This window comes from Leifsonia naganoensis, from assembly GCF_013410615.1.
GTDB lineage: Bacteria > Actinomycetota > Actinomycetes > Actinomycetales > Microbacteriaceae > Leifsonia > Leifsonia aquatica.
Genome location: NZ_JACCHJ010000001.1, coordinates 2,165,679 through 2,180,659 on the forward strand (window position 1 = coordinate 2,165,679; position 14,981 = coordinate 2,180,659).

Below are 14,981 nucleotides of genomic sequence, written 5' to 3' on the forward strand. Positions count from 1 at the left end.
GCGGGCCATCGGGAATCGGAGACGAGGAATCGATGCGACGTAGGCGATGGATAGGGGCGGCGGGATTGCTGGCGGTGGCGTGCGTCATCGGCGCGAGCCCCGCGCAGGCGGACGAGGCCGGATCGCGGGCGGCAGATCCGCTCGCGACGGCGTCCGGTGTCTTCAAGCTGCAGGGACAGACCGCGGGGGTCCCGTACTCCACGGCGGAGGGGGCCGTCGGTCTCGTCACGGCTCGCCACGGCGTCGGGGACAGCAGCACGACCGCGTGGTCCCTCAGCGACGCGATGGGAGCGTCGTCGAAGGTCTCCGTCATCCCGGGGCACAGCTCGTCCGCGATCGACGTCGCTCTGCTGCGCCCCGTCGGATCCGAGTGGGGTGGCAACCCCGCGGTGGCGCTGAGCGACGATTACCGGTCGATGTTCCAGTCGGCGGCCAAAGGCCCGGCCGACACCCGTCCGGGCGACCGGGTGTGCCGGACCGGGTGGAGCCCGCTCAGCCGAGGGGCGGACGGGCAGCGGGTCGCGAACGTGATCCCCGCCCCCGACATACCCGGCGCAGCGAGCGGCGTCATCTGCGGCCGGATCATCGCGACGGGTGACACCCTGGTGGTCGGGCAGAGCGATCGCCCCGATGGTCTGATCGTCGGCAACGGCGACTCCGGGGGAGCGGTGTGGAAGGTGACCGAGGGTGGCGCATTCATGTATCTCGGGATGATCCGCGGCGGCGTGCTCGACGGGCCGTCGCTCAACGGTTCGCCCACCGGCTCCATGCTCTACGCCGTCCCGGCGTGGCGAATCGCGTCGGGCCTGAACGTGACCCCCGCCACCGATCCCGCGCTGGCCCGGCCGTTCCTCACCATCGACCCGTCGACCTACTATCCGACCCCGGGCGGCACGGTCACGCTCACGGGGATGCTGCGTGACGCGGACGGTTCCGTCCTGGCCGGTAAGAAAGTGGACGTCCTGCAGACCGGAAGCAGCACGCCCGTGGGTTCGGGGACGACGGACATGTGGGGTCGCGTGCAGGTCGAGGTGAGCCCGCCGAAGCCGCGTGCCGACTTCGCGCTCCGGTTCGCGGGTGACGAGACCGTCCCGGCCGTCGCGAGCCGGTGGGTCACGGTGTCCCCGACGATCGTCACGATCGAGGCCCCGGTGTCGGTGGCGAACGGTGAGGCGATCACGGTGCGCGCACGCGCGACCTCGGCCGCGGGTGATCCGATCGTGGGGCGTGCCGTACGCACGCAGATCTACCCGGTCGGCTCGAACGCGTACGAGATCGGCGAGAGCGCCATGACCGACGCGGACGGGTACGTCACGCTGAGCATCCCCGCGCAGGGGACCGCGATGCGTTACGCGGTCCGGCTCGGATCGGATCCGTCGACGAACGGGAACCCCGTCGGCGCGGCCGCGTCCGCGATCTACCGTCTCGACCCCTAGCGCGACGCGCGCCTCTCAGGCGGGTGCGGTCGACTCGCGCGCCCGCACCCGCACGGGAGGCGCATCCACCCGCTCGACACGGCCGCCCGAACGCATGGTCGCATACGCCTCGACGAGGTCGGCGGCGAGCTCGTCGGCGTCGAACGCGACCGTGCTCAGGCGCGGGATGAAGTCGGCCGACGCCGCGTGGTCGTCGGCGCCGATGACGGACAGGTCGTCAGGGACGCGCAGTCCCGCGTCGGTGAGGGCGCGCATCGCGGCGATGGCGAGCCCGTCGTGTGCGGCCACGACACCGGTCGGCGCCTGCTCGTCGTAGCGCAGCCCCCGCGTCCAGTCGCGGAGCGTGGCGGCCGAGCTGGCGGCGTGAGTGACCGTGAGCCGCGCGCCCGCCGCGTCGGCAGCCTCCCGCGCACCGGCCAGCCGCTCGTCGGCCATGGTGGAGGCCGCGGTCGGCATCAGGAAGACGAGCCGGCGGTGGCCCAGCGCGATCAGGTGCTCGGCCGCGGCATGGCCGAACGGCCGCTGGGGGATGACGAGGGTCGGCGCGTAGGAGACCGGTGCCTCACCGTGCACGATCAGTGCGCGCACGCCCGCGAGCCGCAGGACCTCGGTCGCGGCGGCGTCGCAGCGCGCGGCCTCGGCGAGCACGGCCTCCGGGCGCAGCTTCGCCCACAGTTGCGCGGCCTCGGCGCCGGTGGCGGAGACGTCGGCGTGCCGGAGGGCGTCCGTCCCGTCGTCGACGGTGCGCGCCAGCAGCGCCTGGAGGGTGCGCTCGACCGTCGCGCCGTGGTCGGCGGCGGAAGCGGCGACCACCAGGCCGGCCACGGCCTCCCCGCTCGCCAGCGACCGGGCCGCGGTGTTCGGCGTGTAGCCGAGCAGCCGTGCGGCCTCGAGCACGCGATGCCGGGTGTCGTCGGAGACGCGCGAGTTCGGCTTGTCGTTGAGCACGAACGAGACGGTCGCGCGCGAGACCCCCGCCGCGAGAGCCACGTCGGCGCTCGTCGGGGCTTTGACGACCTGGGGTGTGAACATGCTGGGTTCAGTCTAGGTCGGAGCCCCCGCGAGGTTACGCGTGTAATCAAAAACCGACCGATGGCTTGTATTCGGCCGCGCGGGTGGTTTATGGTTACGCGTGTTAGCACGCAACGACGCCTGCTCCTGAAAGGACTCCACCCGTGACACCGACGTCTGACGATCTCCCCGAAGGTCCCCGCCCGGTCCAGCCGACCGTCCCCTCCAACCTCTCCGGCGTGCCGGACAGCGCCGCGCTCGGCTCGACGCTCACCACAGCCGGATCCCCGTTCTCCGCCGCACCGACGACCGCCACCTCGGCCCAGCGCCCCGACAAGGTGAAGGTGCGCGGGAGGCTGCTCAAGCTGATGCTGTCGATGCTCGTCGCGAACGTCGCCATCTTCGCGATCTGGGGCGCGGTGCCGGGCATCCTCCTCCCGCTGCAGATCCAGGCCCTCGTCGGCGAGAAGGCGCAGAACGGCACGCTCGCCATCGTCGCCACGATCGGCGCGTTCGCCGCGATGGTCGCGCAACCGATCGCCGGCCTGGTGTCCGACCGGACGCGCAGCCGCTTCGGGCGTCGCGCTCCGTGGATGGTCGTCGGCGTGCTCCTCGGCGGTCTGTCGCTGCTCTTCATGAGCACCGCCAACGGCGTCGTCCAGCTGGCGATCGCCTGGGTCATGGTCCAGATCTGCTACAACTTCGCGCAGGGTCCGCTCTCCGCGATCCTCCCGGACCGCGTCCCGAGCGGCGCGCGGGGCACCTTCGCCTCGCTCTCCGGACTCGGGCTGATGCTCGGGTCGCTGGGCGGCTCGATCGTGGCCGCGCAGTTCGCGAAGGCGATCCCGGCCGGCTACCTCACGTTCGCGGGCATCGCGCTCATCGTGATCGTGCTCTTCGTCATCATCAACCCGGACCGCTCCAACAAGGGCGAGCCCAAGCCGCCGTTCAACCTCGCGGCGTTCCTGCAGACCTTCTGGGTCAGCCCGCGCAAGCACCCCGACTTCTTCTGGGGCTTCACCGGCCGCCTCCTGCTCTACGCCGGCTACTTCATGGTCACCGGCTACCAGCTCTTCATCCTCCAGTCCTACATCGGGCTGGGCGACGGCGCGGTCGCCATGATGCCGCTGCTGAGCCTCGTCAGCCTGGTCGGCATCATCATCACCACGCTCGTCGGCGGACCGCTCTCCGATAAGCTCGGGCGCCGCAAGCCGGTCGTCATCGTTGCGGGCATCGTCCTCGCGATTTCGCTGCTGTTCCCGCTGATCATGCCGACCCTCACGGGCATGTTCCTGTTCTCCTTCATCTCGGGCCTCGGCTTCGGCGCGTACCAGGCCGTCGACACCGCGCTGATGAGCGAGGTGCTGCCGTCGAAGGACGACTTCGCCAAGGACCTCGGCGTCCTGAACATCGCCGCCACCCTGCCGCAGACGCTCGCCCCGGGAATCGCCGGTGCGATCATCGTCGCCTTCGGCAACACCTATACCGCCCTCTTCCCCATCGGTATCGTGATCGCGCTGCTGGGCGCCTTCGCCGTCCTGCCGATCAAGTCCGTCCGCTAGGAGCGCCGCAACCATGACCGACACCATCACCACCGAGGACGTCATCGCGGGCCTCCTCGGCTCCCTCTCCCTCGAGCAGAAGGTGCGCCTGCTCACCGGCGCCTCGTTCTGGACGCTGCACGACGAGCCGCAGATCGGGCTCGACACGATCGTGGTCTCCGATGGCCCCGCGGGCATCCGCGGCCAGGTCTGGGACGAGCGCGACGCGTCCGCCAACCTCCCGTCGCCGACCGCACTCGCCGCCTCGTGGGACGTCGAGCGGGTCTACCGGCTGGGCCAGCTGATCGCCGCCGAGGCGCGTCGTAAGGGCGTCGGCGTCGCGCTCGGCCCGACCGTGAACATCCAGCGCTCGCCCCGCGGCGGCCGCCACTTCGAGGCGTTCAGCGAAGACCCGTGGCTCTCCGGCGTCGTCGGCACGGCCTACGTGCAGGGCGTGCAGTCGGGCGGGGTCGGTGCGACGCCGAAGCACTTCGTCGCCAACGACAGCGAGACCGACCGCATGACCGTCGACGTGCAGGTCGACGAGCGCACGCTGCGGGAGGTGTACCTCGCCCCGTTCGAGCGGATGGTCGTCGAGGGCGGCGCCTGGCTCGTCATGTCGTCGTACAACTCGGTCAACGGCGTCACCATGACCGAGAACGAGCTGCTGCGCTCGCCGCTGAAGGACGAGTGGAGCTTCGACGGCGTCGTCGTCTCCGACTGGATGGGCGTGCGCGACACCATCGCCGCCGCCGTCTCGTCGCAGGACCTCGCGATGCCCGGCCCCCAGGGCGTGTGGGGCGACGCGCTGGTCGAGGCCGTCCGCGCCGGCTCGGTCGCCGAGAGCGACGTGGACGAGAAGGTGCGCCGCATCCTCCGCCTCGCCGGCCGTCTCGGTGCACTCGACGGCGTGGAGGCCGCGACGCCGCTCGCCGAGCCGTGGCCGCAGGAGAGCGTGGACGCGCTGCTCCGCGAGGCCGCGGCCGACGGGATGGTGCTGGTGCGCAACGAGGGCGGCCTGCTGCCGCTCGCGGTGGACGGCTCGGTGGCGGTCATCGGGCAGCACGCCCGGGTCGCGCGCAGCCAGGGCGGCGGCTCGGCCACCGTCTTCCCGCAGCACGTCGTCACTCCGCTCGACGGGATCGAGGAGGCGTTCGGCGCCGACCGCGTGCGGTTCGCGCCGGGAGCGAAGTCGACCGAGAGCGTCCTCCCCCTCGACGCCCGCGTCGCGGTCGACCCCGTCACCGGCGAGCCGGGCGTGCACGTGCGGTTCCTGGACGCCGACGGCGGCGTCGTGCTCGACGAGCACCGCCTCTCCGGCCGCCTGACCTGGCTCGGCGACCCCGTGCTGGGCGAGACCGCCGTGGTCGAGGCGACCGCGACCTTCACCGCCCCGGAGGACGGCGAGTACGCGGTCGGGTTCGCCGGCCTCGGCCTGTTCCGGTTCGAGGTCGACGGCGAGCTCAAGAGCGACGGCTTGTTCTTCCCCGACGGCACGGACCCGTTCATGGCGTTCCTCAACCCGCCCAAGCAGTCGTTCCCGGTGCAGCTCACGGCCGGGCAGACGGTGGAGCTGCGGCTCGAGCACCGCCCGCAGATGCAGGCCGGCCTCGCGGCCGTCATGTTCACCTTCGGCTACGAGGAGCCGTTCGCCGATCCGGAGGCCGAGCTGGAGCGGGCGGTCGCGCTCGCCGCGGAGTCCGAGACGGCCATCGTCGTCGTGGGCACGACCGAGACGCTGGAGTCGGAGGGCTTCGACCGCGCCGGCCTCAGCCTCCCGGACGGCCAGGACGAACTCGTCCGGCGCGTGCTCGCCGTCAACCCGCGCACCGTCGTGGTCGTCAACTCGGGCGGCCCCGTGATCATGCCGTGGCTGAGCGAGGCGCCCGCGGTGCTGCTCACCTGGTTCCCGGGGCAGGAGATGGGAGGCGCCCTGGCGGACGTGCTCACCGGCACCCGCGAGCCCGGTGGCCGCATCCCCACCACCTGGGCGGCGAGCGAGGACGACGTGCCGGTCTGGCAGGTCGAGCCCGTCGACGGCAAGCTGTTCTACGACGAGAAGCTGAACGTCGGCTACCGCGAGTGGGTGCGCCGCGAGCAGCTCGGCGGCCCGGCCCCGGCCATCCCGTTCGGCCACGGCCTCGGCTACACCGAGTGGGAGCTCGGGGAGACCGCCGTCGACGGTCTGACGGCCAGCATCCCGCTGACGAACACGGGCGACCGCGCGGGCAAGCAGGTCGTGCAGGCCTACCTGTCGCGCGTCTCCGCGTCGGAGGTCGAGCGCCCCGTCCTGTGGCTCGCGGGCTACGCCGTCGTGCACGCGCAGCCGGGGGAGACCGTGACGGCGACGATCACGGTCGAGCCGCGCAGCCTGCAGCACTGGTCGGTCGACGACCACGCGTGGCGCACCGAGCCGGGCACGTACGCCCTCCAACCCGGCACCTCGGTCGCCGCGCTCGGCGCTCCGGTGGAGTTCACCGTCTAGCGCCGATCAGGTCGTCGCAACACGCCGTCTCCGCACCTGCGGAGGCGGCGTGTTGCGTCACATGGATGCGGTGCCCGGCCCGCCGAGCTGCGCGAAGCGCGCCCGCAGACCGTCGAGCACGGCGTGCAGCCCGATCGCGAACGCACCGTCGGCGGGAGGCGCGTCCCCGACCGCCGCGGCGCGCGCCCGGTAGGCGGCGGCGAACGCCGGCACCTCGTCCTCCGCGCCCGCCGGGTCGAACATGTCGCCCGGGGCCACCGCGTCGAGGGCCGAGCCGAGGATGAACGACTCGACGGCGACGATCGTCGGCAGCACCTCCTCCGCGGGCCAGCCCGCCGCGATCATCGCGGAGACCACCGCGTCGTACATCCGCATCGTGCGCTTCGCCCCGCGCAACGGCATCGTCGCGAGCATGGCGATGGTCGGGGGATGCCCGGCGAACGCGACGCGGTACGAGTACGCCCAGTGCAGCATCGCCTGGTCCCACGGCTCGGTCGCGAAGGCGCTCACGTCGATCCGGTCGCTGATCAGCTCGCGGATGCCCGCGATCACGTCCTCCTTGCCGTCCACGTGGTTGTAGAGGGCGCTGGGCCGCACGCGCAGGGCCTGGGCGAGGCGCGCCATCGTGAAGCCCTCCGAGCCGCTCTCGTCGAGCAGCCGGAGCGCCGCCTCCGCGATCAGGTCGCGCGTGAGCACGGTGGTGGTTGGCCGGCCGACGCGACGGGCCGGCCGGTCGGCCCGGGTGTCGTTCTGAGCCTCGGGCACGTTCACACCCTAACGCCCGGTCCGTCGACGAATTCTCCGGTTGCTCTTCCGCTCGCGGGGATCGTGCCCTAGTCTCTGACGAAATAAAAGAACGCCGTTCATTTAGCGGCGCTGGACTTCGGAGGTGCGATGGGCGCGACCGTCTTCGTCAACGGGACGATCCTCTCCGGCTACCGTGCCGACGCGCGGGCGTCGGAGGCCGCGGCGGTGGTCGACGGCGCGGTCGTCGCGACCGGTGCCGAGGCCCTGGCCTTGCGGAGCACCGCGGACGAGGTGGTCGATCTGGCCGGCGGCGTGCTGGCCCCGGCCTTCGGCGACGGACACGCCCATCCCCTCCAGGGCGGCCTCGAGAAGCTCGGCCCGCAGGTGCGGGCGTGCGGGAGCGTTGCCGAGATCGTCGCCTGCGTGAAGGAATGGGCGGACGCGCATCCCGAGCAGGAGTGGATCTACGGCGGAAGCTACGACGCGACCCTCGCTCCCGAGGGGATGTTCGACGCCCGCTGGCTCGACGAGGCCGTGCCCGACCGCCCGGTCGTGCTGCGCGCCTGGGACTACCACACCGTGTGGGTCAACTCGGAGGCGCTGCGCCGCGCGCACATCGACGCCGACACCCCGGAGCCTCCGCTCGGCCGCATCCCGCGCCGCCCGGACGGCACCCCGCTCGGCATCCTGCAGGAGCCCGGTGCGGTCGACCTGCTGCTGCCCGTCGAGCCCGGCCGCTCGCACGAGGACCGGGTGGAGGCGCTGCGCCTGGCCACCGCCGAGTACGCGGGCCTCGGCATCGCCTGGATCCAGGACGCCTGGGTCGAGCCGGCCGAGGTGGAAGCGTATCTCACCGCCGCCGAGCGCGGACTGCTCTCCACCCGCGTGAACCTGGCTCTGCGCGCGGACCCGTTCCGATGGCGCGACCAGGTGCCCGGATTCGTGGAGGCCCGCCGCCGCGTCGAGGAGCTGGGCGACCCCCTCCTCACCGCCGCCACGGTCAAGGTCTTCGTCGACGGCGTGGTGGAGAACCACACCGCCGCGATGCTCGCCGACTACACCGACACCCCCGGCGACCGCGGCCTCCCGAACTGGGATGCCGCCCAGCTGGCCGAGGCCGCCGCGACCTTCGACCGCCTCGGCTTCCAGCTGCACCTGCACGCGATCGGCGACGCCGCCTGCCGCACCGCGCTCGACGTCTTCGAGCACGTCGAGCGCACGAACGGCCCGCGCGACCGCCGCCCCGTCATCGCGCACGTGCAGCTCGCCGACCCGGTCGATCTGCCGCGGTTCGCCGCGCTCGGCGTCACCGCGAACTTCGAGCCGCTGTGGGCGCAGCTCGACCCGATGATGCTCGACCTCACGCTCCCGCGCCTCGGGCCCGAGCGCGAGCAGCTCCAGTACCCCATCCGCACGCTGCAGGAGAGCGCCCACATCTCCTTCGGCAGCGACTGGCCGGTCAGCGACAACGACTGGCGGCCCGGGATCGCCACCGCGGTCACCCGGCAGACCCCGGCACGCGTGCCCGAAGCGGGATGGACCCCCGCCGAGCGCATCGCACTGCCCGACGCCCTGGAGGCGTACTCCTCCGGCGTCACCCGCCAGGCCTTCGGCGAGGCGGCCCGCGGCGAGCTCGTCGTCGGCACCGCACCCGACCTGGTCTGGCTCGACCGCGATCCCCGCGCGGTCGACCCCCACGAGCTGCGCTCCGTGCGCGTGCTCGGCGCCTGGGTCGCCGGCGTGCGCCGGGCCTGAGCCGCATCCCGTCCCGTCCCGTTCCGTCTCATCCGACCCCTCCCCAGCACGAACCCGAATGCACCACTCGACGTAGAGAGGCCCGCACCACATGACCACGACAGACCTGCCCGTCCAGCCCCGCCTGAAGCGGGCGCTCGGGCCGACCGCCCTCATCCTGTTCGGACTCACCTACCTGGCGCCCGTCACGGTCTTCACGACGTACGGCATCGTCACGGAGTCCACCGACAACCACCTGCCGTCCGCCTACGTCGTGGCCCTGGTCGCGATGCTCTTCACCGCGCTCAGCTACGGCGCGATGGCGCGGGCGTTCCCGGTCTCCGGCTCGGCGTACACCTACACGCAGCAGACGTTCGGCGGGCATATCGGCTTCCTCACCGGGTGGACGCTGATGCTGGACTACCTCTTCCTCCCGATGATCAACTTCCTGCTCATCGGCCTGTACCTGAACACGCAGTTCCCGGAGGTGCCGCAGTGGGTGTTCGCACTCGCCTCGCTGCTGCTCGTCCTGGTGTTCAACGTGCTCGGCATCACGCTGGTCAACAAGCTCAACGTCGCCATCGTCGCGCTGTCGGTCCTGCTCGTCGTCGTCTTCGCCGTGCTCGCGATCAAGGAGCTCGCCACCAACCCGTCCGCCGACACCCCGAGCCTCATCGAGCCGTTCCTCCCCGGCTCCGGCGGACTCGGCCCGGTGTTCGCGGGCGCCGCGGTGCTCGCCCTCTCGTTCCTCGGCTTCGACGCGGTGTCGACGCTGTCGGAGGAGGCCAAGAACCCGAAGCGCGACATCCCGCGCGCCATCATGCTCACCACGCTCATCGGCGGCGCGATCTTCATCGTCGTCTCGTGGCTGGGCGCCCTCGTCTTCCCCGACTGGCGCGACTTCGCCAACGTCGACTCGGCGGGCGTCGACCTGATGGCGAAGGTCGGCGGCACCTTCCTGACCTCCTTCTTCGTCGCCGTGTACGTCGTCGGCGCGTTCGGCTCCGGGATGACGACCCAGGTCAGCGTCTCGCGCATCATCTACTCGATGGGCCGCGACAAGGTGCTGCCCGGGATCTTCGGAAAGCTGCACGCGCGCTTCCACACCCCCTGGGTCGCCGCGATCGCCGTGTCGATCGTCTCGCTGCTGTCGCTCGTGCTCACGCTCGACGTCGCCGCCACGATGATCTCGTTCGGTGCGCTCGCCGCCTTCTCGATGGTGAACCTCTCCGTCATCCGGCACCACCTGTTCCCGAAGGGCGGCCGCGAGAAGCCGTCGGCGGGCGAGTGGATCCGGTACGGCCTGCTCCCGGCGATCGGCTTCCTGCTCACCGTCTGGCTCTGGACGTCGCTGACCGTCACCACCTTCATCGTCGGCCTCTCGTGGGTCGCGCTCGGCGTGATCTACCTCGCCGTGCTGACCCGCGGCTTCCGCCGTAAGCCCCCGATGATGGACTTCTCCGAGAAGGAGGCCGTGGCCGCGGAGGCCTGACCCGGCCGGCCCTGCTGCCGCGCAACTCCCGCATCGGCCTGCACCCCCTGTGGTCCAGGCCGGTAGCCGGTCTGCTTGACTGGGAGGCATGTTCCCGTACGAGCAGCTGCGCCGCCGGCCCGATGTGGAGGCGCCGAACCTGTTCGCCGCCGATGCGGCGGACCGGCTCCTCGCCGATACGGCCGGCGACGCGGTGCTCCAGCCGGGGCTCGTCGTGATCGGCGACGCCTACGGCGCGCTCACCCTGGCCGCGGCCGAGCGCGGCGCGCGCGGCATCCGCGTGCACCAGGATCCGCTGACCGGCGAACGCGCCCTCGACGCCAACGCGGCCGACCTCGGCAGCACCCTCGGCCTCCCGGGAGACGGCGTCTTCACCCACCACCCGCTCGACGAGTCCCTCGTCCGCGGTGCGACCACGGTGCTGCTGCGGCTGCCGCGGAGCCTGGAGGCGCTCGCCGAGATCGCGGCCCTCATCGCCGAGCACGCCCGGCCCGAGGTGCAGGTGTTCGCCGGAGGGATGCTCAAGCACATGAGCGTCGCGATGAACGGCGTGCTCGGCGAGGTGTTCGGCTCGGTGCAGGTGTCGCTCGCGCGGCAGAAGGCCCGCGTCCTGACCGCGACGGAACCGCATCCCGCCGCCGCGACCGTGCTCGACCGCTGGCCGGAGCGCGCGTTCGACGAGGCGACCGGCCTCTGGGTCTGCGCGCACGGGGCGGCCTTCGCGGGCGCGTCCGTCGACATCGGTACGCGTTTCCTGCTGACCGTGCTGTCGCAGGCGGTCCCGGAGGCGCGCACGGCCATCGACCTCGGCTGCGGGACGGGCGTGCTCGCCTCCGCCCTCGCCTCCGCACGCCCCGGCCTGCGGGTCGTCGCGACGGATCAGTCGGCCGCCGCCGTCGCCTCGGCACGCGCGACCGCTGTCGCGAACCACGTCGCAGAGCGGGTGACCGTCGTCCGGGATGACGGCCTCGCCTCCCAGCCGGACGCCTCGGCCGAGCTCGTGGTGCTGAACCCGCCGTTCCACATCGGCGGAGCCGTGCACACGGGCGTGGCCCACCGGATGTTCGCCGACGCCGCCCGCGTGCTCGCCCCCGGCGGCGAGCTGTGGACCGTGTGGAACTCCCACCTCGGCTACCGGGCGGCCCTCGAGCGGGTCGTCGGACCGACCCGGCAGATCGCGCGCAACGCCAAGTTCACGGTCACGGCGTCCCGCCGGCCGTAGTCTGCATGCCGCTGCGTGCCGCCTATGGCTGGCTTCGAGCCTTCACACCGCACGCGCCGACCTGGCAGCCGATTGCTACGCGCGCGGTCATAGCCTCGACCTGAGACCGGGGAGCGGGACAGGACGGGAACGAGATGGCACTGGCGATTCACCGGCCGCGCGTGCTGCGCGGCCCCGCCCTCGACGAGCCGCTGGTCGCACCGGTGCTCGGCACCGACCGCCTGCTGCTGCGTCCGTACCGGGCTCGGGATACCGCCGACTGGCTCGCGATCGAGGCAGACGACGGTGTGCGCTCGGGGCTCGGCTGGCCGGAGCGCACCGAGCGGCAGGCGCTCGACCACTTCCGGGCGCGCATGCGTCACACCGCGCTCAGCCAGGCCGGCGACTTCCTCGCGCTCGCCGTGGAGCTCGACGATCACGTGATCGGCGACGTCTCCCTGCACCTGCGCACCCTCGCGGTGGAGACGCGGAGCGTCGAGATCGGCTGGCTGCAGCGGTCGGATCGCTGCGGGCAGGGCTACGCCACGGAGGCGGCGGAGGCGGCGCTCGATCTGGCGTTCGGGAGGCTGGGGGCCGTGATCGTGACCGCCGTGGTCGACCGCACCAACGTGCGGTCGGCGCGACTGGCCGGGCGGCTCGGTTTCCGGCTCGCGGGCGGGACGGCCTCGCACACGACCTGGCTGCTGGCGCGGGCGGAGCATCCCGAACCGATCGCCGGATTCAGTGGCCGGATCGGCGATCGGCGACGGTTTCCCCAGTAGCGATGACCCAGACGGACTCCCGGCCGGGCTCCGCCGACCACTGCGGGCGCGACTGCGGTCCCGCGGTACGTCTGCGCCGGGTCGCGCCGCGGCAGACGTACCGGGAGGACGCAGTCGCCGGCTCAGGGGACGAAGACCACGCGCTCGGTCGCTCCCGGGTCGTCGCGCCACACGGAGGCGACGTCGCTGAGCGGGACCGCCCGCACGTCGATGTCGAACTCGCCCCGCGAGACGGCCTCGGCGATGGCGGGCAGTTCGGCGCCGAACTCCTCGGGCGAGACGGAGCCGATCCCGCTTCCGACCAGATCGAGCCGCGCGGCGCGGAACGCGGCCGACGGGATGCTGGCCGTGGAGCCTGCGACCGACCCGATCTCGATCCAGGTCAGCGGCGCGCCGCGGTCGGAGCGGGCGGTCACGATGTCGGCCATCGCCTGCGCGGTGGGGGCGCCCCAGATGTAGTCGAGCACCACGTCGACGTCCGCCGCCTGCGACAGCTCGTCGAACCCGAGCGCGCGATCCGCGCCGAGTCCCAGCAGCGCTGCCGTGCGGTCGCGGTCGCGTCCGGCCGCGACCACCTCGGAGGCCCCGAGCTTGCGAGCGACCTGCAGAGCGAGGCGGCCGGCGTTCCCGGTCGCGCCGAGCACGAGGACGCGCGCGCCCGGCCGGAGGGTGGTCCGACGGCGCAGCGCCACCCACGACGACATCACCGGGTTCATGGCGGCGGCGACGCGCACCGTGTCGATCCCGTCGGGGAGCGGGACGGTCGCGTTCCGGGGCACGACGGTGCGCTCCGCGAAGGTGCCCAGCTCGCTCTCGTGCACGAGCGCGTACCGCAGGTGGCCGTCGGCGTCGCGGACGACGGCGTCGATGCCCGGCACGAGCGGGAGGTCGCCGGTGCTCGTGTAGTGGCTGCCGTCGGCCTGCGAGCGTACGCGCGGGTGGAGGGCGGCGGCGACCACGTCGACGACGAGCGTGTCGTCGCCCGCGATCGGGTCGGGCCACTCGCCGTACTCCGGCACCGTGTCGAACGATGTGACGACTGCTGCGCGCATGGCTCCTCCAAGTTGGTTGGTATTGCGAACTATTCAATGATGGTTGGTAATACCAACCTTTGTCAAGTACGCTCGGATCATGACCGACACCCCCGAGGACGCGCTCGTGGACGCTCTTGTGCAGACCTCGTTCGTCGTCACGGGCGTGCTCACCCGTGTGGCCGCCGAGCGCGACCTCTCCCTCACCCAGCTCCGGATGCTCGGCGTGCTGCGCGACCGCCGCCCGCGCATGGCGCAGCTCGCGGCGTTGCTCGGCCTCGACAAGTCCACGGTCTCCGGCCTGATCGAGCGCGCTGAGCGCCGCGGCCTGGTCCGGCGCGTGCCGAGCGCGGACGACGCCCGGGCGGTGGAGGTCGAGGCCACCGCCGACGGCCTCGCCCTCGCGCGCGACGGCGCCGAGCAGGTCGGCCGCGCCCTCCAGCCCCTCCTGAGCACGGTCGACGGCACCGGCCGGGCCGCGCTCACGCGCGAGCTGGAGCGGATGCTCTCCGCGCACTGACGTGAGCGGTGCGCGCCCGGGCACCGCGCGTACACCTGGCCCGCGTACACTCGCGCGCACAGACGACCGGCGACCAGGAGGACAGATGGCCGACGACAACACTGCGACCGACCTGCGCGAGTACATCGAGCACCTGCGCGCGACCGGGTACACCGTGCAGGGCGGGCACACCCCCGACCCCGACCTGATCGACCCGGAGGGCAACCCGGTCTACACCTGGCAGGAGGGGTATCCCTACTCCGAGCGGATGACGCGCGAGCAGTACGAGCTCGAGAAGTACCAGCTGCAGGTGGAGCTGCTGAAGTTCCAGTACTGGCTGGAGGACAACGACCGCCGGGCCGTCATCGTCTTCGAGGGCCGGGACGCGGCGGGCAAGGGCGGCACGATCAAGCGGTTCACCGAGCACCTCAATCCCCGGACCTCCCGGGTCGTGGCCCTGTCGAAGCCGAGCGACCGGGAGCGCGGCCAGTGGTACTTCCAGCGCTACGTGCAGCACCTCCCGACCGCCGGCGAGATCGTCATGTTCGACCGCTCCTGGTACAACCGGGCGAACGTCGAGCGGGTCATGGGCTTCTGCACCGACGAGGAGTACGAGACCTTCATGGCGCAGGCGCCCGCGTTCGAGAAGATGCTCGTCGACTCGGGCATCCACCTCACCAAGTTCTGGTTCTCCGTGTCGCGCACCGAGCAGCGCACGCGGTTCGCCATGCGGCAGCTCGACCCGGTGCGCCGGTGGAAGCTGTCGCCGATGGACATCGCCTCCCTCGACCGGTGGGACGAGTACACGGCCGCCAAGGAGGAGATGTTCCGCCGCACGGACAAGCGGCACGCTCCCTGGACGATCGTGCGGTCCAACGACAAGAAGCGCGCCCGGGTGAACGCGATGCGCTACTTCCTGAGCCAGTTCGACTACGACGGCAAGGACACGTCGGTCGTGAAGCGTCCCGATCCGCTGATCGTCATGCGGGGCAAGCGGCTCGACGCCGACGAGTAGGGCACGG

12 protein-coding genes are annotated in these 14,981 nt (G+C 72.1%); 9 read left to right on the forward strand and 3 right to left on the reverse strand.

Features of this window, described 5'->3' with window-relative positions; all coding sequences use genetic code 11:
• Positions 1 to 32: 32 nt before the first annotated feature.
• A complete protein-coding gene (locus HNR14_RS10525; RefSeq protein ID WP_179700997.1) occupies positions 33 to 1,436 on the forward strand; it encodes a chymotrypsin family serine protease in 1,404 nt (467 codons plus the stop codon).
• A gap of 15 nt (positions 1,437 to 1,451) precedes the next feature.
• Here the strand turns inward: HNR14_RS10525 and HNR14_RS10530 are convergent, their stop codons facing one another.
• Positions 1,452 to 2,468, reverse strand: a complete 1,017-nt coding sequence (locus HNR14_RS10530) for a LacI family DNA-binding transcriptional regulator (protein ID WP_179700998.1) — start codon at positions 2,466 to 2,468, stop codon at positions 1,452 to 1,454.
• A 143-nt stretch (positions 2,469 to 2,611) separates the two neighbouring features.
• On the opposite strand from HNR14_RS10530, the gene HNR14_RS10535 reads away from it, so the two are divergent.
• Together HNR14_RS10535 and HNR14_RS10540 are read left to right on the forward strand one after the other, a co-directional pair.
• Positions 2,612 to 4,009, forward strand: a complete 1,398-nt coding sequence (locus HNR14_RS10535; RefSeq protein WP_248616270.1) for an MFS transporter — start codon at positions 2,612 to 2,614, stop codon at positions 4,007 to 4,009.
• A gap of 13 nt (positions 4,010 to 4,022) precedes the next feature.
• On the forward strand, positions 4,023 to 6,473 hold the full coding sequence (locus tag HNR14_RS10540; RefSeq protein WP_179700999.1) for a beta-glucosidase H: 2,451 nt from the start codon (positions 4,023 to 4,025) through the stop codon (positions 6,471 to 6,473).
• Between the two features lie 57 nt (positions 6,474 to 6,530).
• Here HNR14_RS10540 and HNR14_RS10545 read toward each other — a convergent pair whose 3' ends face one another.
• The gene (locus tag HNR14_RS10545) at positions 6,531 to 7,238 is read right to left on the reverse strand and encodes a TetR/AcrR family transcriptional regulator C-terminal domain-containing protein (protein WP_179701000.1); all 708 of its coding nucleotides are present in this window, start codon (positions 7,236 to 7,238) and stop codon (positions 6,531 to 6,533) included.
• A 129-nt stretch (positions 7,239 to 7,367) separates the two neighbouring features.
• Here HNR14_RS10545 and HNR14_RS10550 point away from each other — a divergent pair, with 129 nt between their 5' ends.
• The 4 genes from HNR14_RS10550 to HNR14_RS10565 all read left to right on the forward strand — a co-directional run bounded on the left by HNR14_RS10550 (position 7,368) and on the right by HNR14_RS10565 (position 12,429).
• On the forward strand, positions 7,368 to 8,975 hold the full coding sequence (locus HNR14_RS10550; protein ID WP_179701001.1) for an amidohydrolase: 1,608 nt from the start codon (positions 7,368 to 7,370) through the stop codon (positions 8,973 to 8,975).
• A 91-nt stretch (positions 8,976 to 9,066) separates the two neighbouring features.
• On the forward strand, positions 9,067 to 10,446 hold the full coding sequence (locus tag HNR14_RS10555; RefSeq protein WP_179701002.1) for an APC family permease: 1,380 nt from the start codon (positions 9,067 to 9,069) through the stop codon (positions 10,444 to 10,446).
• 88 nt (positions 10,447 to 10,534) lie between these two features.
• A complete protein-coding gene (locus tag HNR14_RS10560) occupies positions 10,535 to 11,668 on the forward strand; it encodes a class I SAM-dependent methyltransferase (RefSeq protein WP_179701003.1) in 1,134 nt (377 codons plus the stop codon).
• A 134-nt stretch (positions 11,669 to 11,802) separates the two neighbouring features.
• Positions 11,803 to 12,429 (forward strand): GNAT family N-acetyltransferase, encoded by a 627-nt coding sequence (locus HNR14_RS10565; protein WP_179701004.1) that lies wholly within the window; start codon positions 11,803 to 11,805, stop codon positions 12,427 to 12,429.
• A 122-nt stretch (positions 12,430 to 12,551) separates the two neighbouring features.
• Here HNR14_RS10565 and HNR14_RS10570 read toward each other — a convergent pair whose 3' ends face one another.
• Entirely contained in the window at positions 12,552 to 13,481 is a 930-nt protein-coding gene (locus HNR14_RS10570; RefSeq protein ID WP_179701005.1) for a quinone oxidoreductase family protein, read from the reverse strand.
• A 79-nt stretch (positions 13,482 to 13,560) separates the two neighbouring features.
• On the opposite strand from HNR14_RS10570, the gene HNR14_RS10575 reads away from it, so the two are divergent.
• Complete coding sequence (locus tag HNR14_RS10575) at positions 13,561 to 13,980, forward strand: MarR family winged helix-turn-helix transcriptional regulator (protein ID WP_179701006.1); 420 nt, start codon at positions 13,561 to 13,563, stop codon at positions 13,978 to 13,980.
• 85 nt (positions 13,981 to 14,065) lie between these two features.
• Complete coding sequence (gene ppk2 / locus HNR14_RS10580) at positions 14,066 to 14,974, forward strand: polyphosphate kinase 2 (RefSeq protein ID WP_179701007.1); 909 nt, start codon at positions 14,066 to 14,068, stop codon at positions 14,972 to 14,974.
• Positions 14,975 to 14,981 lie beyond the last annotated feature (7 nt).

Bases quoted from the DNA above. Each gene is read 5' to 3' on its own strand.
- HNR14_RS10525 (WP_179700997.1), top strand. From the start codon at position 33: ATGCGACGTAGGCGATGGATAGGGGCGGCGGGATTGCTGGCGGTGGCG.
- HNR14_RS10530 (WP_179700998.1), bottom strand. From the start codon at position 2,468: ATGTTCACACCCCAGGTCGTCAAAGCCCCGACGAGCGCCGACGTGGCT.
- HNR14_RS10540 (WP_179700999.1), top strand. From the start codon at position 4,023: ATGACCGACACCATCACCACCGAGGACGTCATCGCGGGCCTCCTCGGC.
- HNR14_RS10550 (WP_179701001.1), top strand. From the start codon at position 7,368: ATGGGCGCGACCGTCTTCGTCAACGGGACGATCCTCTCCGGCTACCGT.
- HNR14_RS10555 (WP_179701002.1), top strand. From the start codon at position 9,067: ATGACCACGACAGACCTGCCCGTCCAGCCCCGCCTGAAGCGGGCGCTC.
- HNR14_RS10560 (WP_179701003.1), top strand. From the start codon at position 10,535: ATGTTCCCGTACGAGCAGCTGCGCCGCCGGCCCGATGTGGAGGCGCCG.
- HNR14_RS10565 (WP_179701004.1), top strand. From the start codon at position 11,803: ATGGCACTGGCGATTCACCGGCCGCGCGTGCTGCGCGGCCCCGCCCTC.
- HNR14_RS10570 (WP_179701005.1), bottom strand. From the start codon at position 13,481: ATGCGCGCAGCAGTCGTCACATCGTTCGACACGGTGCCGGAGTACGGC.
- HNR14_RS10575 (WP_179701006.1), top strand. From the start codon at position 13,561: ATGACCGACACCCCCGAGGACGCGCTCGTGGACGCTCTTGTGCAGACC.
- ppk2 (WP_179701007.1), top strand. From the start codon at position 14,066: ATGGCCGACGACAACACTGCGACCGACCTGCGCGAGTACATCGAGCAC.